Annotated in this window: 22 protein-coding genes; 9 read left to right on the plus strand and 13 right to left on the minus strand. The window is 73.8% G+C overall.

Annotation, left to right across the window (positions count from 1 at the left end; translation table 11 throughout):
* Window positions 1–4: 4 nt before the first annotated feature.
* From ACQPYN_RS29235 to ACQPYN_RS29250, 4 genes are all read right to left on the minus strand, one after another.
* Window positions 5–997 carry a Ppx/GppA phosphatase family protein gene (locus tag ACQPYN_RS29235; protein WP_433030341.1) on the minus strand — a complete coding sequence of 331 codons (993 nt, stop codon included), beginning with the start codon at window positions 995–997 and terminating at the stop codon, window positions 5–7.
* Window positions 998–1,035: 38 nt separating this feature from the next.
* A complete protein-coding gene (locus tag ACQPYN_RS29240) occupies window positions 1,036–1,746 on the minus strand; it encodes a response regulator (protein WP_433030343.1) in 711 nt (236 codons plus the stop codon).
* Window positions 1,743–2,999 carry a sensor histidine kinase gene (locus ACQPYN_RS29245; protein WP_433030345.1) on the minus strand — a complete coding sequence of 419 codons (1,257 nt, stop codon included), beginning with the start codon at window positions 2,997–2,999 and terminating at the stop codon, window positions 1,743–1,745. The genes ACQPYN_RS29240 and ACQPYN_RS29245 overlap by 4 nt, the downstream gene beginning before the upstream one ends.
* Window positions 3,000–3,157: 158 nt before the next feature.
* The gene (locus tag ACQPYN_RS29250) at window positions 3,158–3,928 is read right to left on the minus strand and encodes a phosphoglyceromutase (RefSeq protein WP_433030347.1); all 771 of its coding nucleotides are present in this window, start codon (window positions 3,926–3,928) and stop codon (window positions 3,158–3,160) included.
* Between the two features lie 192 nt (window positions 3,929–4,120).
* Between ACQPYN_RS29250 and ACQPYN_RS29255 the strand changes: the two genes are divergently transcribed.
* The 7 genes from ACQPYN_RS29255 (at window position 4,121) to ACQPYN_RS29285 (ending at window position 9,614) form a co-directional block, all read left to right on the plus strand.
* Window positions 4,121–4,534, plus strand: a complete 414-nt coding sequence (locus ACQPYN_RS29255; protein WP_433030349.1) for a hypothetical protein — start codon at window positions 4,121–4,123, stop codon at window positions 4,532–4,534.
* Between the two features lie 7 nt (window positions 4,535–4,541).
* Complete coding sequence (locus tag ACQPYN_RS29260; RefSeq protein ID WP_433030351.1) at window positions 4,542–5,840, plus strand: cupin domain-containing protein; 1,299 nt, start codon at window positions 4,542–4,544, stop codon at window positions 5,838–5,840.
* Window positions 5,841–5,886: 46 nt separating this feature from the next.
* On the plus strand, window positions 5,887–6,858 hold the full coding sequence (locus tag ACQPYN_RS29265) for a sucrase ferredoxin (RefSeq protein WP_433030353.1): 972 nt from the start codon (window positions 5,887–5,889) through the stop codon (window positions 6,856–6,858).
* Between the two features lie 94 nt (window positions 6,859–6,952).
* The gene (locus ACQPYN_RS29270) at window positions 6,953–7,222 is read left to right on the plus strand and encodes a GlsB/YeaQ/YmgE family stress response membrane protein (RefSeq protein WP_433030357.1); all 270 of its coding nucleotides are present in this window, start codon (window positions 6,953–6,955) and stop codon (window positions 7,220–7,222) included.
* 71 nt (window positions 7,223–7,293) lie between these two features.
* A complete protein-coding gene (locus tag ACQPYN_RS29275; RefSeq protein WP_433030359.1) occupies window positions 7,294–7,731 on the plus strand; it encodes an OsmC family peroxiredoxin in 438 nt (145 codons plus the stop codon).
* A gap of 107 nt (window positions 7,732–7,838) precedes the next feature.
* Window positions 7,839–8,027 (plus strand): hypothetical protein, encoded by a 189-nt coding sequence (locus ACQPYN_RS29280; RefSeq protein ID WP_433030361.1) that lies wholly within the window; start codon window positions 7,839–7,841, stop codon window positions 8,025–8,027.
* A gap of 84 nt (window positions 8,028–8,111) precedes the next feature.
* A complete protein-coding gene (locus tag ACQPYN_RS29285; protein ID WP_433030363.1) occupies window positions 8,112–9,614 on the plus strand; it encodes a hypothetical protein in 1,503 nt (500 codons plus the stop codon).
* Here ACQPYN_RS29285 and ACQPYN_RS29290 read toward each other — a convergent pair.
* Entirely contained in the window at window positions 9,584–9,994 is a 411-nt protein-coding gene (locus ACQPYN_RS29290; RefSeq protein WP_433030365.1) for a trypco2 family protein, read from the minus strand. The two genes, ACQPYN_RS29285 and ACQPYN_RS29290, sit on opposite strands and share 31 nt — an antisense overlap.
* Window positions 9,995–10,078: 84 nt before the next feature.
* Here ACQPYN_RS29290 and ACQPYN_RS29295 point away from each other — a divergent pair, with 84 nt between their 5' ends.
* Entirely contained in the window at window positions 10,079–10,762 is a 684-nt protein-coding gene (locus tag ACQPYN_RS29295) for a DUF899 domain-containing protein (RefSeq protein WP_433030367.1), read from the plus strand.
* A gap of 94 nt (window positions 10,763–10,856) precedes the next feature.
* Here the strand turns inward: ACQPYN_RS29295 and ACQPYN_RS29300 are convergent, their stop codons facing one another.
* Window positions 10,857–11,225, minus strand: a complete 369-nt coding sequence (locus tag ACQPYN_RS29300; RefSeq protein ID WP_433030369.1) for a hypothetical protein — start codon at window positions 11,223–11,225, stop codon at window positions 10,857–10,859.
* 53 nt (window positions 11,226–11,278) lie between these two features.
* Between ACQPYN_RS29300 and ACQPYN_RS29305 the strand changes: the two genes are divergently transcribed.
* Window positions 11,279–12,166, plus strand: a complete 888-nt coding sequence (locus tag ACQPYN_RS29305; RefSeq protein ID WP_433030371.1) for a methyltransferase domain-containing protein — start codon at window positions 11,279–11,281, stop codon at window positions 12,164–12,166.
* On the opposite strand, the gene ACQPYN_RS29310 is transcribed toward ACQPYN_RS29305, so the two are convergent.
* From ACQPYN_RS29310 to ACQPYN_RS29340, 7 genes are all read right to left on the minus strand, one after another.
* The gene (locus tag ACQPYN_RS29310) at window positions 12,144–12,719 is read right to left on the minus strand and encodes a 2'-5' RNA ligase family protein (RefSeq protein WP_433030373.1); all 576 of its coding nucleotides are present in this window, start codon (window positions 12,717–12,719) and stop codon (window positions 12,144–12,146) included. The two genes, ACQPYN_RS29305 and ACQPYN_RS29310, sit on opposite strands and share 23 nt — an antisense overlap.
* A 78-nt stretch (window positions 12,720–12,797) precedes the next feature.
* Entirely contained in the window at window positions 12,798–13,295 is a 498-nt protein-coding gene (locus ACQPYN_RS29315; protein WP_433030375.1) for a hypothetical protein, read from the minus strand.
* A gap of 171 nt (window positions 13,296–13,466) precedes the next feature.
* On the minus strand, window positions 13,467–14,159 hold the full coding sequence (locus tag ACQPYN_RS29320) for a hypothetical protein (RefSeq protein ID WP_433030377.1): 693 nt from the start codon (window positions 14,157–14,159) through the stop codon (window positions 13,467–13,469).
* Window positions 14,160–14,231: 72 nt separating this feature from the next.
* Window positions 14,232–15,014 carry a GAF and ANTAR domain-containing protein gene (locus tag ACQPYN_RS29325; protein WP_433030379.1) on the minus strand — a complete coding sequence of 261 codons (783 nt, stop codon included), beginning with the start codon at window positions 15,012–15,014 and terminating at the stop codon, window positions 14,232–14,234.
* Window positions 15,015–15,244: 230 nt separating this feature from the next.
* Window positions 15,245–15,586: a hypothetical protein gene (locus ACQPYN_RS29330; RefSeq protein ID WP_433030381.1), complete on the minus strand. Its 342-nt coding sequence runs from the start codon at window positions 15,584–15,586 to the stop codon at window positions 15,245–15,247.
* A 638-nt stretch (window positions 15,587–16,224) separates the two neighbouring features.
* Window positions 16,225–16,599 (minus strand): VOC family protein, encoded by a 375-nt coding sequence (locus ACQPYN_RS29335; RefSeq protein WP_433030383.1) that lies wholly within the window; start codon window positions 16,597–16,599, stop codon window positions 16,225–16,227.
* Window positions 16,600–16,633: 34 nt separating this feature from the next.
* Entirely contained in the window at window positions 16,634–18,223 is a 1,590-nt protein-coding gene (locus ACQPYN_RS29340) for an AMP-binding protein (protein ID WP_433030385.1), read from the minus strand.
* Window positions 18,224–18,498: the final 275 nt, after the last annotated feature.

Below are 18,498 nucleotides of genomic sequence, written 5' to 3' on the forward strand. Positions count from 1 at the left end.
CGACCTACCGTGCCTCGTGGAGGGTCGGTCGTCCAGTCGCGAGGGGCCCGCCGACCGACAGCACCCCACCGCCCGGCTGCACCTGGTCGAGACGCCCCAGGATGATCCCCTCGCGGAGTGCCCAGGGGCACACCTCGACCTCTTCGAGGCCCAGCGCGGTCATGGCCTCGTGCGCCACGATCGCGCCGGCGACGAGCTGGTGCGAGCGGCTGGCGCTCACGCCCTCGAGCTCCGCGAGGTCCGCGGAGCTCATCCGTGAGATGAACGCCACGACCTGACGCAGGCCCGCCGCGGACAGCCGCCGGCGCACCCGGGGCCCGGCGCTGCGCGGGGCCGCGCCGGTGAGGCGGGCGAGCGAGCGGAAGGTCTTGGAGGTGACGACGGCGCGGTCCGGCGTGCCCTCGCCGAGCAGGGTGTTCGCGGCCGGTGCGAGCACCTCGTGGGCGTACTCGGTGATCGACTTGAGCTCGCGGCGCTGCGGCGGGTCCGTCGTGAACCAGTCGCGGGTGAGCCGGCCCGCGCCCAGCGGCACCGAGATCGCGTGCACCGGGGCCTCGTCGCGCCCGACCGCCATCTCCAGCGAGCCGCCGCCGATGTCGAGCACCAGGAGGTGCCCCGCGGACCAGCCCAGCCAGCGGCGGACGGCGAGGAACGTCAGCGAGGCCTCGTCGGGCCCGGAGAGCACGTGCAGGTCGACCCCGGCCTCGACGCGGACCCGCTCCAGCACGGCGTTCGAGTTCGACGCGTCGCGCACCGCGGACGTCGCGAACGCCAGCAGGTCCTCGCAGCCCAGCTCGATGGCCTGACGGCGGGCGTCGGCGACGGAGGCGACGAGTGCGTCGGCGCCCTCGTCCTCGAGCCGCCCGTCGCGGACGTGCTCGGCCAGCCGCAGCGCGGTCTTGGTGGAGTGGGTCGGCGTCGGGTGCCCGCCTCGTTGGGCATCGACCACCAGGAGATGGACGGTGTTCGAGCCGACGTCGAGCACACCGAGTCGCACGGCGGGGAGTCTAGCGGGGGCGGGAACAGCCGCGATCGTCAGGCGTCGAGCTTGTAGCCCAGTCCGCGCACGGTGACGAGGTGCCGCGGCGCGGCGGGCTCCGGCTCGAGCTTCGCGCGCAGGCGCTTGACGTGGACGTCGAGGGTCTTGGTGTCGCCCACGTAGTCGGCGCCCCAGACGCGGTCGATGAGCTGGGCGCGCGTGAGCACCCGGCCGACGTTGCGCATGAGGTACTCGAGGAGGTCGAACTCCTTGAGCGGCAGCGGCACCTCGGTGCTCCCGCCGGGACCGTCGACGGTGACCACGTGGCGGTCGACGTCCATCCGGATCGGGCCGGCCTCGAGGACCTGGCGCTCGGAGCCGGGCACGGCGCCCTCGCCGTCCGCGTCCTGGCCGCGGCGCAGGACGGCCCGGACGCGGGCGATGAGCTCGCGCGCCGAGTAGGGCTTGGTGACGTAGTCGTCGGCCCCGAGCTCGAGACCGACCACCTTGTCGATCTCGGCGTCGCGGGCGGTCACCATGATCACCGGGACCGAGGAGCGCTGGCGCAGCGCCTTGCAGACGTCGGTGCCGCTCATGCCCGGGAGCATGAGGTCGAGCAGGACGATGTCGGCGCCGTGGCGCTCGAAGTCGTCGAGCGCGGCGGCCCCGGTGCCGGCGACCGAGGTCTCGAAGCCCTCCTTGCGCAGGAGGTAGGCGAGCGGGTCGGCGAACGACTCCTCGTCCTCGACGATGAGCACGCGGGTCATGGCGAACCTCCGGGCAGGGACGGGGCCGGGTCCGGTCCGGATCCCGCCGGTGTGAGGGCGAGGTCGGCGTCGAGGCCGTCCGTCACCGTGTGGGCGTCCTCCGCGGTGGCGGCGGGCACCCGGAGCGTGAACGTGGAGCCCACGCCGGTCTGGCTCCAGAGCCGGACCTCGCCGCCGTGGTTGGCGGCGACGTGCTTGACGATCGCGAGGCCCAGCCCGGTGCCGCCGGTCGCGCGGGAGCGGGCGGGGTCGACGCGGAAGAAGCGCTCGAACACGCGCTGCTGGTGCTCGGGCGCGATCCCGATGCCGCGGTCGGTCACCGAGATCTCGACGCGGTCGCCCTGACGGCGCCTGCGCACCGAGACCGGCGTGCCCTCCGGCGAGTAGGCGACGGCGTTCTCGAGCAGGTTCACCAGTGCGGTGACGAGCAGCGTGCGGTCGCCGGCCACCTCCAGCCCGCTCGGCGCGTCGAGCAGGAAACGCCCGCGCGGGTCGGCGGGCCCGTCGTCGCCCCCCGCGGCGCTGGCGGCCTCGGCCGGCACCCGCACGCGGCGCAAGGCCTCGGTGAGCACCTCGTCGACGTCGACGCGCACCAGCTCGGGCAGCCGGTCGGCGCCCTGCAGCCGCGAGAGCGAGATGAGCTCGGTGACGAGCGCGCCGAGGCGGTGGGACTCGTTGAGGATGCGGGTGGCGAAGTGGGCGACCTCGTCGGGGTCGTCGGCGTCGAGCACGGCCTCGGCCAGCACCGCGAGGGCCCCGACCGGCGTCTTGAGCTCGTGGCCGACGTTGGCGACGAAGTCGCGGCGCACCGCCTCCAGGCGCACGGCCGCGGAGGTGTCGGTGGCGTCGACGACGACGAACCCGTCCCCGAGCGACCGGACCTGGGCGACGATCGTCTGCGGCGTCGATCCCGGGGGGAACGACCGGGGCGAGAGGTCCACCTCGCAGGGTTCGCCGCCCGCGGCGACGCGCTCCGCGGCGGCGGCCAGGCGCGGGTCCGGGCGGGCGTCGACGACGGCGCCGAGGGCCTCGGCGCGCTCGTTGGAGAGCACGACGTCGCCGAACCGGTTGACGACGGCGATGCCCGACTGCGAGCGGCGGACCAGACGGGCCAGGAGCTCGGCCACCGTCGGCCCCCGCGAGCGCTCCCGACCGACCTCGGTCTTGCGGCGCACGGCGGCGGCCCCGGCGACGGCTCCGAGCGCCGCGGCGAGGAGAGCCACGACGACGGTCACCAGCACGGGGACGGCCACGTTTCCCGATGGTAGGGCCGTTCGGGGCCTGCGCGTGCGTCCCGCGTGAGCTGTCCGACGTTCGAGCGAGCCAGGGTTGGCCGGCCGTTCAGGCGTTGTTCACGCACCCTCGGGGGGCTCCGCCCCCCGAGCACCCCCCTGGAAGCCCCCTCAGCCTCTCAGCGACCCTGGTTCGCCACCGCGGCGATCGCATCCTTCGCGGCCTCGGGGTCGAGATACGTGCCGCCCGGGTTGGTGGGCGTGAGGTCCCCGTCGTCGGCCTCGGCGAGGTCGTAGCGCAGCGGGATGCCGGTGGGGATGTTCAGCCCGGCGATGGTCTCGTCGTCGACGCCGTCGAGGTGCTTGACCACCGCGCGCAGCGAGTTGCCGTGCGCCGCGACGAGCACGGTGTGCCCGGCGCGCAGGTCCGGGACGACGGCCTCGGTCCAGTAGGGCAGCAGCCGCTCGAGGACGTCCTTGAGGCACTCGGTGCGCGGCATCGCGTCGCCGAGGTCGGCGTAGCGCGGGTCGCCGGTCTGCGCGTACGGGTCGTCGGGGTCGATGGGCGGCGGCGGGGTGTCGTACGAGCGGCGCCAGATCTGGAACTGCTCCTCGCCGTACTCCTCCATCGTCTGCTTCTTGTCCTTGCCCTGGAGCGCGCCGTAGTGCCGCTCGTTCAGCCGCCAGTCGCGGCGGACCGGGATCCAGCCGCGGTCGGCGACGTCGAGCGCGAGGTTCGCGGTGTTGATGGCGCGGCGCAGCAACGAGGTGTGCAGGACGTCGGGCAGCAGGCCGGCGTCCGCGAGCAGTTCGCCACCCCGGCGCGCCTCCTGCTCGCCCTTCGCCGAGAGCGCGACGTCCACCCAGCCGGTGAACAGGTTCTTCTCGTTCCAGTCGCTCTGGCCGTGACGCAGCAGCACCAGCGTGCCGACGGTTCCCTCCGGGGTCATGACCTGGGAGCCTGCCAGCGGCCCGCCGGGGACACCACGCCGCCGGGTGGTCCCGCGAGTGGGATCACCTCTCGACGGGTACCGCTGGCGGCATCGGCGGCAGGATGCGCCGAACCCTCCGACCGTGGCGGCGGGCCGCACACCACGCGGAGCCGCCCGGGTCTCCGAACGACTCGATCTCAGGAGTACGACGTGAACGACGACGACATGACCACCAGCGGGCACGGCCCGGCCGACGGCGGCGCGGCCGGCAACGGCGGCGACGGCGGCGCGGACGGCGGCGCCGACGGCGGCGCGGGTCACGGCCCGGCCGACGGTGGCGCGGCCGGTCGCGGCGCGGACGGCGGCGCCGACGGCGGTGCCGACGGCGGTGCGGACGGTGGCGCCGACGGTGGCGCCGACGGCAGCGCCCACGGCCCGTCCGACGGTGGCGCGTTCGGCAACTCGGCCGACGGCGGCGCCGACGGTGCCGCGGGCCACGGCCCCTCCGACGGTGGCGCCCGCGGCGGCGGCTCCGACGGTGGCGCGGACGGTGGCGCGCACGGCCCGGCCGACGGTGGCGCCCGCGGTGGCGGCTCCGACGGCGGTGCCGACGGCGGGGCCTGAGCCACCGATGACCCCCACGCCCGATCCCTCGTCGGATCGCGGCCCCGACGCCGGGCGGTCCCACGACCGCCCGGCGCTGCGCCGCCTCGTGGCCGGCGACCTCGACGACTTCGCCGGGGCGGCCTGGGGCCGCGAGGCCCGGCTCTCGCGAGCCGCCGACCTGGCGAAGCACGCCGAGGGCGAGCAGCCCGACGCGTTCGGCGATCTGTTCGACCTGGGCGCCGTCGACGAGCTGCTGTCGCGGCGCGGGCTGCGGACCCCGTTCCTGCGGATCGCCAAGCAGGGCACCGTGGTCGACTCGCGCCACTTCACCGGCGAGGGCGGTGTCGGCGCCGAGGTGTCCGACCAGGTGCAGGACGACCGCGTCGCCGCGCTGTTCGCCGACGGGCACACCGTCGTGCTGCAGGGCGTGCACCGGACGTGGGCGCCCGTGGCCGACCTCGTCACCGAGCTCGCGGCCGAGCTCGGGCACCCCGCGCAGACCAACGCCTACATCACGCCCGCGTCGTCGCAGGGCTTCTCGGCTCACTACGACGTGCACGACGTCTTCGTCCTCCAGGTGGCGGGCACGAAGCGCTGGCACGTGCACGCCCCCGTCCACGCGGACCCGCTGCGCTCGCAGCCCTGGAACGACCGCGCCGGCGCCGTCGCCGCCCGCGCCACCGAGGACCCGCTGATCGACGAGGTCCTCGAGCCCGGCGACGTGCTCTACCTCCCGCGCGGCTACCTGCACTCGGCCACCGCCCAGGGCGAGGTCAGCGCGCACCTGACCATCGGCGTCCACGTGCTCACCCGCTGGGCCGTGGTGGATGCGCTGGTCAACGCGCTCACCGACGACCCGGCGCTGCGCGGCTCGCTGCCGCTGGGCATCGACGCCGCCGACCCCGAGGCGCTCGCCCCGCACGTCGAGGCCGTGGCCGCGCGCCTCGCCGAGACGCTCGCCGCGCCGGACCCCGGCCGCGCCGAGCGCGTCGCCCGGCGGCTGCGCCGGCGCGCGTGGACGGGCAACCGCCCCGAGGCCGTCGCCCCGCTCGCGCAGGCCGCGGCGTCGACCTCGGCCGACGCGTCGACCGCCGTCCGCTGCCGCCGGGGCCTGAGCCACCGGCTGCGCAGCGGCGACGACGGCGCCGTCCTGCTCGAGCTCGCCGACCGCACCGTGACCCTGCCCGCGGGCACGCGCGCGGCCTGCGAGCGCCTGCTCGACGGGCAGCCCGTCACCGCCGGTGAGCTGCCCGGTGTCGACCCGGACGACGGTGCCGTGATCGTCCGTCGGCTGTTGCGCGAGGGCGTCCTGCGCCCGGCGTGACACACACCGGGTGTCCAGTCCGGCCCGGGCCGGGTATGACGGAGAGATGACCTCACCGGACTCCGACGCGACGGACGCATCTGCGGGCTTCCGGTGCTCGGAGGCGGCCCGCGACCGCGACGACCCCTTCGTCGCGACCGCGCCGCCGGCCCGCTGCTGGCTGCTCGTCGAGCACCCCGGCCCGTGGGGGCGCGACGCGCTCGGCGACGCGGGCTACCCCGACGACGTCCTCGACGCGATCGACGCGTTCTGCCGTACCCGCGGAGCGCGGTTCCAGCTCATCCGCCGCTCCCGCAGCCGCGGTGAGCCGACGGCCGACCGCGGTCGCTTCGCTCTCGTCGACACCACGCCCGGCGCGGAGAACGTGCGCTGGGGCCGGGTCGCCTCGCCGCTCGAGCTGCCCGCAGCGCTCGCCGACGTCGAGGCCGTGACCGTCGAGTCGTCCGAGCCCGTCTACCTCGTCTGCGCCCACGGGCGTCACGACGCCTGCTGCGCGATGCGGGGCCGTCCGGTGGCCGCCGAGCTCGCCGCGACGTACCCGGACCGCACCTGGGAGACCACCCACACCGGCGGCGACCGGTTCGCCGCCAACGTCGTCCTGCTCCCCCACGGCCTCGTGCTGGGCCGGGTGCCCGCCACCGAGGCGGTGGCCGTCGTCGAGCGCTACGCCGCCGGCGAGGTCGACACCGTCTGGGTGCGCGGGCGCTCCGGGTTCTCGCCGCCCGCCCAGGCCGCCCAGCACCACGCGCGGCTGGCGTTCGGCGAGCCCCACGTGGACGCCCTGCGCGTCCTCGGCGCCGAGACGCGCGAGCAGGGCGTCATCGAGGTGACGCTCGACGGCGGGCCCGCACGCGGGCCGGTGTCGGTGGTCGTGCGCGAGCGCTGGGTCGCGTCGCCGACGCCGCTCACGTGCTCGGCGGGGCGCGCCTCGTCGATGCGTGTCTTCGATCTCGTCGAGATGACGCCCGGCTCCGGATTCCCCGAGGCCAGGACGCTGGGGGCAGTGGCCGGGGGATGAACCTCGCCGGAACGGGCGTGGGGACTGGTTCAGGAGGAGGATCCAGGGGAACGTGGCGGCTGAACGTCACGAATCCCGGAACGGAGCAGGACCCATGATCCTCACCATCCTCGGCTGGATCGTCTTCGGACTGATCGTCGGCTTCATCGCCCGCGCCCTGGTCCCCGGCAAGGACAACATCGGCATCCTCATGACGATCGGCCTGGGCATCCTCGGCTCGGTCGTCGGCGGCCTGGTCTTCTCGCTGTTCAGCGGCCGTTTCGAGCTGACCAACCCGGTGGGCTGGATCGGGTCGGTCATCTTCGCGATCATCCTGCTGGTGATCTACAACAAGGTGACCGGGCGCAAGCGCGTCGGCCGCTAGGCCACCTGGCTCGGCCCGGCGTCCGCCGGGCCGGGCCGACCGACACGCCCGCCGATCCCCGGGAGACGACCATGCCGAGCCGTGACGCGACCACCCACTGGGAGGGCGGGCTCCAGGACGGCACGGGTCAGGTGAGCCTCGACTCGTCCAACGCCGGCCAGTTCAGCGTCTCGTTCCCCACCCGCGCCGAGGACCCCAACGGGCAGACCAGCCCCGAGGAGCTGATCGCCGCCGCGCACTCCTCGTGCCTGGCGATGAACCTCTCCGGCGTGCTCGGCGGCGAGGGCCTCACGGCGAACGCGATCGACGTGAGCGCCGAGGTCACCCTGTCGCCGGCCAAGGGCGGCGGCTTCGAGATCAGCGGGATCGCGATCACGCTGCGCGCCGACGTCGACGGTCTCGACGAGGCGAAGTTCCGCGAGCTGGCCGAGACCGCCGAGAAGACCTGCCCGGTCTCCAAGGCGCTCGCCGGCACCACGATCACCCTCGACGCCGCGCTCGGGAGCTGAGACCGCGCCGTCGGGGGCCGCGTCTACCGTGACGCCGTGCCCGATCCCGGCCCATCGCTGACGTCCCCCGGTATCGTGGGTCCCGACGGCGAGAACCGGAGGCTCCCATGGCCGACGCACCAGCCCGCCCCGCGCGGCAACGCATCGTCGAGCCCGGCGAGCCGGCGGGCGACCTCGCCGCGCGTCTGCACCTCGACGATCCCGCGCTCCAGCGCCGCTACCGCGCCGATCTCGACCGCGTGCGCGACGCCGAGCTCCGCGCCGAGATCGACACCGAGGGCGTCCGCCTCCACTAGCCTGCCGCGCCCAGGAGATGCGCACGCCGGCGCTCCTGCGTCGCGCCGTCCTGCGACCTCCGGCGCGAGTGACCGGCGGCGCCGATGACCTGGCCGTTCCTCGCCTGGTCGCCGGACGACTCCGCCGGCGCGGTCTACGACGTCACCGTGCCCGGCACCTGGGACGAGCTCGTCGAGTTCTACGCCGGCGGCGCCGGCAGCCGCCCGCTCGAACGCATCGTGGAGATCGCCCGCGGGCACGGGGTGCGCAGCGTCGTCGTCGAGCAGCGCTACCTCGATCCGGACTGGCGCAGCGAGCACGGCGCGTTCCACGGCCGCCTGTTCCGCCGCCACCCTTCGGTGTGCCACCGCTGGCACCTGTTCACCGACGACGTCCCCGCCGACCTCTCGGCGCTGCGGCCGGAGGCCTACCGCGGCTACGTCGTCCTGCGCCCCCTCCCGTCCACCCCGGTCGGGCGGACGATGATCGCGCCGCCCGCCGGCCTCGAGGGGGCGATCCGCTGCGAGGCCACCGAGCGCGTCTCCCTGTTCGGCACCCCGCTGTGGATCACCGCGATGCCGTTCCTCAGCCAGGACGCGGAGTACCTGCGCTGCGCGCACGCCACGCTCTGGATGGTGCTGCGCCACGCGCACCTCGCCCACGGCCTGCCGCGCCGGCTCACCGCCGAGGTGCACGACGCCGCGCTCGGTGGGGTGATCGTCGGTCGCCAGGTGCCCAGCGAGGGCCTGTCGGTGCAGCAGATGCTCTCGGGCGCCACGCGCCTCGGCCTGTCCCCCGGGCTCATGCACCTGCCCTCCACTCCCGAGGAGGACGCCGCGGCCGACACCGTCGCCGAGCCCGCCGACGTCGTCCCCGGTGGGCGCGCCGACCCGCAGGCCGGACGGCTCTCGCTGCGCGCGGTGCTGTGCCGGTACGTCAACAGCCAGCTCCCGCCGCTGGTGATCTCGTCGAGCCACGCCTGGGTGGTCGTCGCGTACCGGCGTGGACCCGGCGACGACCGCGCCGTGACACTGTGGCGCCACGACGACGCGCGCGGGCCGTACCTCGAGGTCGACGACCCCTTCGCCGAGCCCGAGGACGCCCATCGCCCCTGGCAGACCGCGATCCTCCCGCTGCTGCCCGCGATCTACGTGACGGCGGAGCGCGCCGAGGCGGCCGGGCGGCTGTGGTTCGCGGGCTACCTCCGCGGCGCCGAGGACGACGAGCCCGTGGCCCGCGCCGCCGCGGCGGGCGAGCTGACGTTCCGCACCTTCGTCGTGCGCAGCGACGAGTACCTCGAGGGCCTGTGGGCGCGCGGCGTCGACCCGGCGCTGGCCGACCTCTACCGGCTCGCGGCCCTGCCCGAGCACCTCTGGGTGGTCGAGGCCGTCGACCGCGCCGCCCGCCGCGAGGGCCGCCCCGACGTCGTCGGCGAGGCCCTGGTGGACGCGACGGCGTCGACCCACCACGAGCCGCTGCAGGAGGGCCTCGTCGCCCTGCACGGCGGCCGGCTGGCGCACCGCATCGGGCCCGACCACGGCACCCGCCGCGAGCTCCTGCTCACCGACCCGGGCCACTACCGCACGGGGCGTCCCGGGCGGCGCTGACCGGGCTCGTCGTCCTCCGGCAGCGTGCCCGCGATGGCCGGGCCGACGACGCTGATCGAGGCGTCGCCACCGGACTCCTCCTCGGCCTCGCCCTCGTCGGACACCGGGCCGAGCGTCAGGTGGATGCGGTGGGTGTCGGTGCGCTCCCGCTCGCCCCCACCGGACACCTCCCCCGACAGCACGAACCACTTGGCCCCGACCGAGCCCTTCGCGTCCCGCCGGCGGCGCACCTCCACCGCCAGCTCGATCTCGACCTCGCGCACCCCGAGCCCGTAGCCCTCGTCGCGGCGCCCCCGCGCGGCGACCAGGTCGCGCCGCAACGCCAGCAGCACCTCGTCGAGACCCAGTCCCTCGTCCGTCCCGTCCCCCTGCTCGTCCACGTCGACGACCGTAGCGAGGTACCCCGACACCGGCCCTCGCCCTCGCTTGACAGGATCGCGTGGTACGGAATTAGGATCGAGGTCATGGACCTCAGCGCGCGCCCCGTCGTCACGTCCGCCGAGTGGCAGAAGGCCCGCGAGGAGATGCTCGTGCGCGAGAAGGAGGCCACCCGCGCGCAGGACGCGCTGGCCGCCGCCCGGCGCCGGATGCCGATGGAGAGGCTCGCGAAGGACTACGTCCTCGACGGCGCCGACGGACCCGTGCGCCTCGTCGACGTGTTCAAGGGGCGCCGCCAGCTCATCGCCTACAAGTTCATGTGGACCGACCCCGAGAACCCCTGTGAGGGCTGCTCGCTGTTCGTCGACCAGTTCGGTCACACCGCCCACCTCAACGCCCGCGACGTCACGCGCGTGGTGATCAGCTCCGGCCCGCTCGCGGAGACGCTGCCGTACCGCGAGCGGATGGGCTGGAGCGTGCCGTTCTACTCGGCGGCCGGTAGCGAGCTCTTCGACGACCTCGGCCACGACAGCTCGTTCGCTCTCGACGTCTTCCTGCGCGACGGCGACGACGTCTACCGCACGTACATGATCGACGGCCGGGGCACCGAGAAGCTGGGCAGCGTCTGGTCGTTCCTCGACATCACGCCGTTCGGGCGCCAGGAGGCGTGGGAGGAGTCCCCGCCCGGCACGCCGCAGGGCGACCCGTACGTCTGGTGGCGCCGCCACGACGAGTACGAGACCGCCGCGACCGCGCCCGGATGCCACTGAGCACTTGTCAGCGGCGTGCCCCTGTCGGCGTGCTCCATCGATGCTGACATCCAGTGTCCGTATCGCTCCGTGGATCACCGGGGATCACCGGGGATCAGTCGCCGTCGACCACCGGCAGCGGCGCGGTGTCGACGCGCGGCTCCTCGTCGGTCCCGGGCCGGAAGAACGCGAGGAAAGCGACGGCCACCGCCGCGAACACCAGACCGACCGCGAGGTAGACCAGCGCCGAGACCACGGTCGGGTCCCCGGCGACGGCGTGGGTCAGCCCCGCCTCCGCCGACCACGCCAGCACGAACTGTCGCACGCGCCGCGCCCCGTCCCGCACCGCGACCAGCAGCGCGACCTGGGCCACGACGAGGACCACGACGAGCAGCAGCGACCCGCCGGCCAGCAGCATCACCGCCGCGACGCCCGCGCCGAGCGCGCACGCCGCGACGGTCGCGAGCACGGCGCGGGTCGGCACGGCCCTCACGGTACGGCGACGGACGGCGCGGGCCGGTTCCGCTCCCGGCGTGGATGGGCGACGATCACGTCTCGCCGAGCACCGAGCACCCCGGAGGCACCGTGGCCGCCCAGCAGACGCCCGCGTCCGGGACACCGACCATCTCCCTGCACGACTTCACCGACATCGACCACTCCGCGGAGTCCACCTACGTCGCCGCGCTCGAGGCCTTCGACCGGCTGCCGTTGCTCCGCGAGCTTAAGGCGCTCGCCATCGAGCGCACCGCGATCGGGCCGGGTCGCCGGGTGCTCGACGTCGGCTGCGGGTTCGGGCTCGAGACGCTCCGGCTGGCGGCGCTCGTGCAACCCGGCGGCGCCGTCTCCGGGATCGACCTCTCCGCCGACTTCATCGCCGAGGCCGTCCGTCGGGCCGAGGCCCAGGGCCTGCACGTCGACCTCGCCACGGGCGACGCCCAGCACCTGCCCTTCCCGGACGACGCCTTCGACGTCACCCGGATCGAACGGGTCCTGATCTACCTCGACGAGCCGGACCGGGCGCTCGCCGAGATGGTCCGCGTGACCCGACCCGGCGGCCGGATCGCGATCATCGCGCCGGACTTCGACACGAACACCGTCAACGTGCCCGACGCCGCCCTGGTCCGCGCGGTGCTCGCCCACGAGGCCGACACGTCCGTCGTCCATCCCCGCCTGGTGCGTGACCTGCGCGGGAAGCTCGAGGACCTGGGTCTCGAGGACGTCGAGCTCACCAGCCGCATGGTGGTCTTCTCCCCCGACCTCGGCGCGCAGTACTTCGGCGGCCTCGGCCCGTCGGCCGCGCGGGCCGGCGTGATCGACGCCGACGCCGGGGAGCGCTGGACGTCGACCGTCGCCGAGCTCCACCGCACGGGCCGCCTCTTCGGCGCGATCGGCTACTACCTGCTCACCGCGTCCCTGCCGGGGTGACGGACGCGGCGCCGAGCAGCGGCGCCTCGGCCACCACGTGCCAGGACCCGACGTCGAACGACCCGGCGAGCAGGTGGACGCGGTCGATCTCGGCCGTGATCGGGAGGCTCGGCGCGAGCCGCTCCTCGGCGGCACGCAGCGCCGCGAGCGAGGAGTGGCGCCGGTAGCCGACGGTGAGGTGTGGCACCGGCTCGTGCTCGCCCTCGTACGGCGGATGGTCGGGAAAGGCGCGGGTGGTGCGCTCGGTGAGCTCCGCGAACGGCTCCGGCGGGTTCGGCGCGAGCCACACGAAGTCGTCGCCGAACCAGCCCACGCTGTCCAGGCGGAACGAGAACGGCGCCACGTCCCGCACTGCCCGGCGCAGCGTCGCGACCGTCCCGTCGTCGACCGCCCGGGCGGGCACGAACGGGAAGAGGACGGTCACATGCGCGGGCACGCCCTGGAGTGCCGACGGGTCCAGCTCGTCGCGCAGCGCCCCGACCACCGGTTCGGCGGCGGGGACGAGGGCCAGCACCGCGGTGTGCGTCGCCCGCGCATCGACCTGGACGCTCATCACCCGGATCCTGCCGCAGGGCCGACCCCGCGCGGTCCGCGCGCAGCTGTCCCGTCCCACCGCCGCGGTCGAATCGGCTCAGCGCCGGCCACGGCCCTCGTCGTCGTCCGGCCCCTCGGCGGCGCGACGGAGCCGTTGCGCCTCCCGTCGTTCGGCGTCGGCCCTGCGTCGGACGACCAGGACGTGCTCACCCGGGGTCGTGGCGCCGGCCTCGCGCGCGCGTGCCTCACGGGTGTCGGCGAGGCGGTCGTAGGTGGCGGCGAGGGCCTCGGCGGCGTCGGCGAGACACAGGTAGGTCTTGCGGGTCGTCTCGATGGCGTTCCCGGCCCGTTCCATGAGGTCGGGGCGCTGCGCGGGGGGCCGGGCCACGACACACAGCTCACGGTCGATGACCACCTCCCCGTCGCAGACCTGGCGCGCCACCTCGTGCACCGGGGTCCCGGTGGCGGCGGCGTGCGCACGCAAGCCCTGGTGGGCCTCGTCGAGGTCCACGACCAGCGCCTCGGCCAGGAAGGCCCGGGCGCGCAGCACCCGGACGTCGCGCCAGTCCCGCGGGTTCAGGTCGCTGTCGGCCATCAGCTCTCGTCGGCCCGGGCTCCCGCATCCGACGAGAGTTTCCGACGATGGCGACCGGGCCTGCGCCTCCGCCCACGAGTGTGGTCCGCCTCGCCCGGTCGGTCCACCCGCGCGGTCCCCGGCGCGTCGTGTCCTCGGCGTGGCCCGTGCGGCGGATGAGCCGGTGGCCGACTAGGGGTAGTCGGTACCGGTGATGTGATCGATGAGTTGCTCGGCGACGACGACGGGGTCCTTGCCCGTGTCGTCGAGGTGGGGCACCAGGAGGTCTTCGGCGTCGGGGAGCGCCAGGTGCAGACACCTGCTGACGAGGCTGACGGCGAGTTGATATCGCCCTGCTCGGGTCTCGTCGGCTCCATAGAGCAGCTGGGTGGCGCGGCGGACGAACATCTCGGCCATCGCGGTGGCGGGGAGCCCGAGGGCGTGGGGGCGGGTCGCGTAGAGGTCCAGCGCCGTCCTGTGGCCCCCCTGGCTGCGCAGCGTGGTCGAGTGCAAGGACCGGAACGGGGGGCTGATGTCGACCGTGCACGCGCCGGACTCGATCCCCAGCGTGAGGTCCTCGACGATGAGGACCGAGCCGTGGATGGGTTGTGCCTGGGCCTCGTCGAGCAGGGGACCGGCACCGGCCTGGTTGTGCCAGCGGTCGATCACCTCGATGGCGGGGTGGGTGACATGGGTGGACCGCACCTGGCCGTGGCCGGCGTACGAGATGGCCGCGGCATCGGCGGCGGGCACCGTGTTCCGGCAGACGGCGACCAGCGCGTCCAACGCGTCGTAGCCGGCCTCGAGCGGGCGGAGGGTGGAGCTCCGGAGGTCCCGCAGCGATTCGAGCAGGCCGAACGGGTCGCCGTCCCCGGGCTGCATCACCGGCGCCCTCGCTCGTCGACCTGGAGAGGGTGGCGCCTGTCCGGTCCGCGGCGCGAGGGCCGGGAGCGGGCCTCAGTGATCATCGGCGCGTCGGTCACGACGGTTCCGTCCCTGTTCGGCCTCGGCGACGACCCAGGCGGCGACGTCCACCAGATCGATGGACGAGCGCCGCGAGGAGGTCACCAACATCTGGAACGCCTCGTCGCCCGTCACGCCGTGTCGCTCGATCAGGATGCCGCGGGCCTGGGCGATGACCTCCCGGCTGTCGATGCCGGCCTGCAGCGCCCGGGTCTGCTCGGCTCCGTAGAGCAGCATCGCGGCCTGGGACCCGAACAGTCCGGCCGTGACCTGCGCGTGCTCGTCGAACACGCGGGGCTCGGCCCCGTAGAGGTTCAGAGCCGCCTGCATCTCCGGCTCCTGGGACAGCTGTACACCCAGCATCGCGCGGTAGCCCTGTTCGACGGCCTGCGGCGCGAACCGCGGCCACCGCTCCCCGTCGCCGTTCGACAGGTCGTCGACGACGACGAGCCCGTCGACGGCGGGCTCCTCGATCGCGGTGATGCACGGACCTTCGTGCAACTCGCTCTGCAGCCGGTCGAGCTTGGTCACCCCGCCGTTGCTCGGGGTCCGCGAGTCGACGCTTCCCCTGCTGACCATCGAGATGCCGCCGGCGTCGGCACCGGGGATCGTGTCGACCGCTGCCGTCACGACGTTGCTGAGCAGCACGTCCTGGTCGCGGAAGTTCCGCTGGTCCATCAGGTCCAGCGCTGCGGCACGCAGGGCAGGCCCGATCTCGTCGTTGCGCTCGGGTTTCACTACAGACGCCACCTGTCGGTGTTCCAGTGCTCGCAACACGTCGCCGAGCCCTCGCAGGCCGGCGAGGCAGAGCCGAGGAAGACATGCGCTGTGCTCTCGGGAAGCACATGACGGTCGGAGCTGCCAGGTCTCCGCGAACTACTGCGGTCCCTCGCGTCCTCACGGGCGGCAAAGGTGGTCGACCGCCAGCAGGGATGGTACCCGGCAGGAGGATCACCGACACTCGGCGACCACGCCCCCTCCGTGGCGGCACGGGGGTCCGTCGCCCGTCAGTCGTCCGTGCACCCGCAGCGCTCGGGCTCGAGGTGCATGACCGGCTTCGGCTGCTCATCGCGGTCGCCGCTGGCCTGACGGGCCATCAGCGCGCCCATGTCGACGTGCTCGGCCACGGTGAGCAGGCCGTGGGTGGCGGCGTTGGGCCGGACGCCGACGCCGACCGAGCGCAGGAGGCTGACGACCGCGTCGAGCGTGAGGGACAGATCGGCGGCCAGCGTCCGGAAGTCGTCATCGGTCAGGTCACCGCCGGTGGCACCGTCCCGGCGGACCCTGAGCGCCTGGGTCGCTTCCCGGAGAGCGGTGTGCGCGCTGGTGGCGGTGTCCGAGGTCGTCACGGGTCGTCTCCTTCACGGTGGCGGTCGCGTACTGCGTCACACCCCGCCGTGGTGGAGGCGTCACCATTGTGCCCCGTTCCCGGCCCTCTGGGCAGGCGGTCGGACGGCGCCGCGCCGTGTGGCCGGAGGAGTCAGAGGCTGCGGAACTCGGTCGAACAGCTCGTCGTGACCCTGCGCGGCGGTGTCGTCAGGCGCGGGCGCGAGTGCGTTGCCCACCGGCGGTCTAGCCCGTATGGTCCATCGTGACAGCACGGTTGACCTCCAGCCGGCGAAGAGACGGACCTCGGTGTCCGTACCCGCCCACCGGAGCCCGTGCGCTGGTCGATCGACAGTTCAGCCTCGGGACCGCTCGGGCCCAGTCCTCGTCCGAGGTGAAGTGTCGATGACGGAAGCAATGTCGAGCCGCGCAGGATATGTCCCGCGGACACGCCAGCGCATCGAGCCACGGCGCACGCCCCCGGTGACCTCCCTGGTGAGTGACGTCGGCGGCGCGTTGGCCATGGTGTTGTGGCGACTCCTGGAGCGGGCGGACCGGCGCGCCAACGGCCAGGTCGGACGAGCACGACCCGGGCGCGGTGGTCGCTGATCGCAGCCTCGATGGCGGACCACGACGGGCGCCTGCTGCGCGATGCCCTGCCTCACTCGGCGGGGAGGACACAGAACTCGTTGCCCTCCGGATCGGCCATGACGACCCACGGATGGTCCGGAGCCACGTCGAGGACAGCCGCCCCCAGGGCGACCAGACGACCCAACTCGTCCTGCTGATCGCTCCCGGCCGGCGTCGCGAGGTCGAGGTGCATCCGGTTCTTGCCCTCCGTGGGCGACGCGACGGCCTGGAACAGCAGGACCGTCTCGCCGAGCAGCGCGACCTCCACGTACGGCGTGCCGTGGGCGTCCTGCCAACGGCGGACGATGTCCGCACCGAGCGCCGCCGCCCAGAACGAGGCGAGCGTCTCGGGATCGCGGGCGTCGACCGCCACCGCCACCATGCGCAGCCCTGACACGCTCGCCACGTTCTCACCCCGGAGCGTCTGCAGGTCAGGGACCCTAGGCGGAGGCCTGCTCACGCGCGCGGAGATCCTTGCGCAGGATCTTCCCCGACGCCGACTTCGGGATCTGGTCGATGAACTCCACGACCCGCACCTTCTTGTGCGGGGCGATGCGCTCGGCCACGAAGCCCATGACGTCGTCACCGGAGAGCTGCGCGCCCTGCTGGAGGACGACGAACGCCTTGGGGATCTCCTCGCCCTCGGCGTCCTTGACCCCGATGACCGCGGCGTCGGCGATCCCGTCGTTGGTCAGCAGCAGCGCCTCGAGTTCGGCCGGCGGTACCTGGTAGCCCTTGTACTTGATCAGTTCCTTGACGCGGTCGACGATGTGGAAGACGCCCTCGTCGGTGACCGTGGCGACGTCGCCGGTGTGCAGGAACCCGTCGGCGTCGAGGGTCTCCGCAGTGGCCTCGGCGTTGTTGAGGTACTCGCGCATGACGTTCGGGCCGCGGACCCACAGCTCGCCGCGCGAGCCCTCCTCGCCGGTCTCGGGGTCGACGAGCTTGCACTCGATGTTGGGCAGCGCGACACCGATCGAGTTGAGGTCCATGTCGGGACGGTCCTGTGGCATCGCGTGGCTGACGGGGCTGAGCTCGGTCATCCCGTAGCCCTGCAGCACCGTGCAGTTCAGGCGCTTCCCGACGGCGTGCCCGAGCTCGGCGTCGAGCGCCGCGGCGCCGGAGAACACGATGTCGACGCAGTCGATGTCGTACTGGTCGACCATCGGGTGCTTGGCCAGCGCGACCGCGATCGGCGGGGCGATGTAGACGCGGTCGACGCGGAACTCGGAGATGATCCGCAGGAACTCGGCGAGATCGAACTTCGGCATCGTCACGACGGTCGCCCGCACGTAGATGCCGTGGTTCATCATCACGGTCATGCCGTAGATGTGGAAGAACGGCAGCACTGCGAGGATCTTCGAGTCGGCATCGGTGCTCGCGTTGAGCACCTGGAACTGGATCAGGTTCGCCACGAGGTTGCGGTGGGTCAGCACCACGCCCTTCGCGCGCCCGGTGGTCCCCGAGGAGTAGGGCAGGGCGGCGACGTCGTCGCCGGTCACCGTCACCTGCGGGCGCTCGGCCGTGGTCGAGAGCAGGTCGGCGAGCCCGTTCTCGGGACGCGGGGTGCCGGCGTCGTCCCGGGTGCCGTCGATGAGGACGGTCTCGGTGACGACGACGCCGTCCTGCTCCGTCGCGGCGCGGGCCCGGTCGAGGAACGGGGTGATCGTGACGAGCATCTTCGCGCCGGAGTCGCGCAGCTGGAAGGCGAGCTCGTCGGGGGTGTAGAGCGAGTTGACCGTCGTCACCGCGACGCCCGCCGCGAGGGCGCCGTGGAAGACGACCGGGTAGTAGGCGTTGTTGGGCGCGAACAGCGCGATGACGTCGCCGCGGCCGAGGCCCCGCTCGCCGAGGGCGGCGGCGAAGCGGTCGATCGCCCCGGCGAGCTCGCCGAAGGTCGTCTGCGCACCCGACGATCCGTCGATGATCGCCACACGGCCGGCGTCGGCATCGCTCAGGTCGCCGAAGAGGAACTCGGGCAGACCCACGTCCGGGATGTCGACGTCGGCGTACGGGCTGCGGACGACCATGCGGGAACTCCTCGTCGAGCGCGGGATGGCAATGCGTCGGTAAACCTACCTGTCGGTACGGCCGAGCGTCCTCCCTCTCGCATGATCTCTCTGTGATCGGGAGGCACATAGACGAGTCAGGTGGTCACCCGTTCGGCCGTATGACGGCGTCTTGCCCCGCGTCTTGCGTGGTGGGACAGTGAGCGCGAGAAGCCGATTCGACCCCACGGTTCGGCCGAGGCGTGGCCTACTTGTGCCCGTTCGCCTGTGCGAGCGCCCCTGGACGCCCGCCGCCG

Origin of the sequence: Actinomycetospora sp. CA-053990 (assembly GCF_050948445.1) — a bacterium.
GTDB classification, from domain to species: domain Bacteria; phylum Actinomycetota; class Actinomycetes; order Mycobacteriales; family Pseudonocardiaceae; genus Actinomycetospora; species Actinomycetospora callitridis.

Bases quoted from the DNA above. Each gene is read 5' to 3' on its own strand.
- ACQPYN_RS29265 (WP_433030353.1), top strand. From the start codon at position 5,887: ATGACCTCACCGGACTCCGACGCGACGGACGCATCTGCGGGCTTCCGG.
- ACQPYN_RS29285 (WP_433030363.1), top strand. From the start codon at position 8,112: ATGACCTGGCCGTTCCTCGCCTGGTCGCCGGACGACTCCGCCGGCGCG.
- ACQPYN_RS29305 (WP_433030371.1), top strand. From the start codon at position 11,279: ATGGGCGACGATCACGTCTCGCCGAGCACCGAGCACCCCGGAGGCACC.
- ACQPYN_RS29280 (WP_433030361.1), top strand. From the start codon at position 7,839: ATGGCCGACGCACCAGCCCGCCCCGCGCGGCAACGCATCGTCGAGCCC.
- ACQPYN_RS29260 (WP_433030351.1), top strand. From the start codon at position 4,542: ATGACCCCCACGCCCGATCCCTCGTCGGATCGCGGCCCCGACGCCGGG.
- ACQPYN_RS29270 (WP_433030357.1), top strand. From the start codon at position 6,953: ATGATCCTCACCATCCTCGGCTGGATCGTCTTCGGACTGATCGTCGGC.
- ACQPYN_RS29275 (WP_433030359.1), top strand. From the start codon at position 7,294: ATGCCGAGCCGTGACGCGACCACCCACTGGGAGGGCGGGCTCCAGGAC.
- ACQPYN_RS29340 (WP_433030385.1), bottom strand. From the start codon at position 18,223: ATGGTCGTCCGCAGCCCGTACGCCGACGTCGACATCCCGGACGTGGGT.
- ACQPYN_RS29295 (WP_433030367.1), top strand. From the start codon at position 10,079: ATGGACCTCAGCGCGCGCCCCGTCGTCACGTCCGCCGAGTGGCAGAAG.
- ACQPYN_RS29315 (WP_433030375.1), bottom strand. From the start codon at position 13,295: ATGGCCGACAGCGACCTGAACCCGCGGGACTGGCGCGACGTCCGGGTG.
- ACQPYN_RS29250 (WP_433030347.1), bottom strand. From the start codon at position 3,928: ATGACCCCGGAGGGAACCGTCGGCACGCTGGTGCTGCTGCGTCACGGC.
- ACQPYN_RS29310 (WP_433030373.1), bottom strand. From the start codon at position 12,719: ATGAGCGTCCAGGTCGATGCGCGGGCGACGCACACCGCGGTGCTGGCC.
- ACQPYN_RS29240 (WP_433030343.1), bottom strand. From the start codon at position 1,746: ATGACCCGCGTGCTCATCGTCGAGGACGAGGAGTCGTTCGCCGACCCG.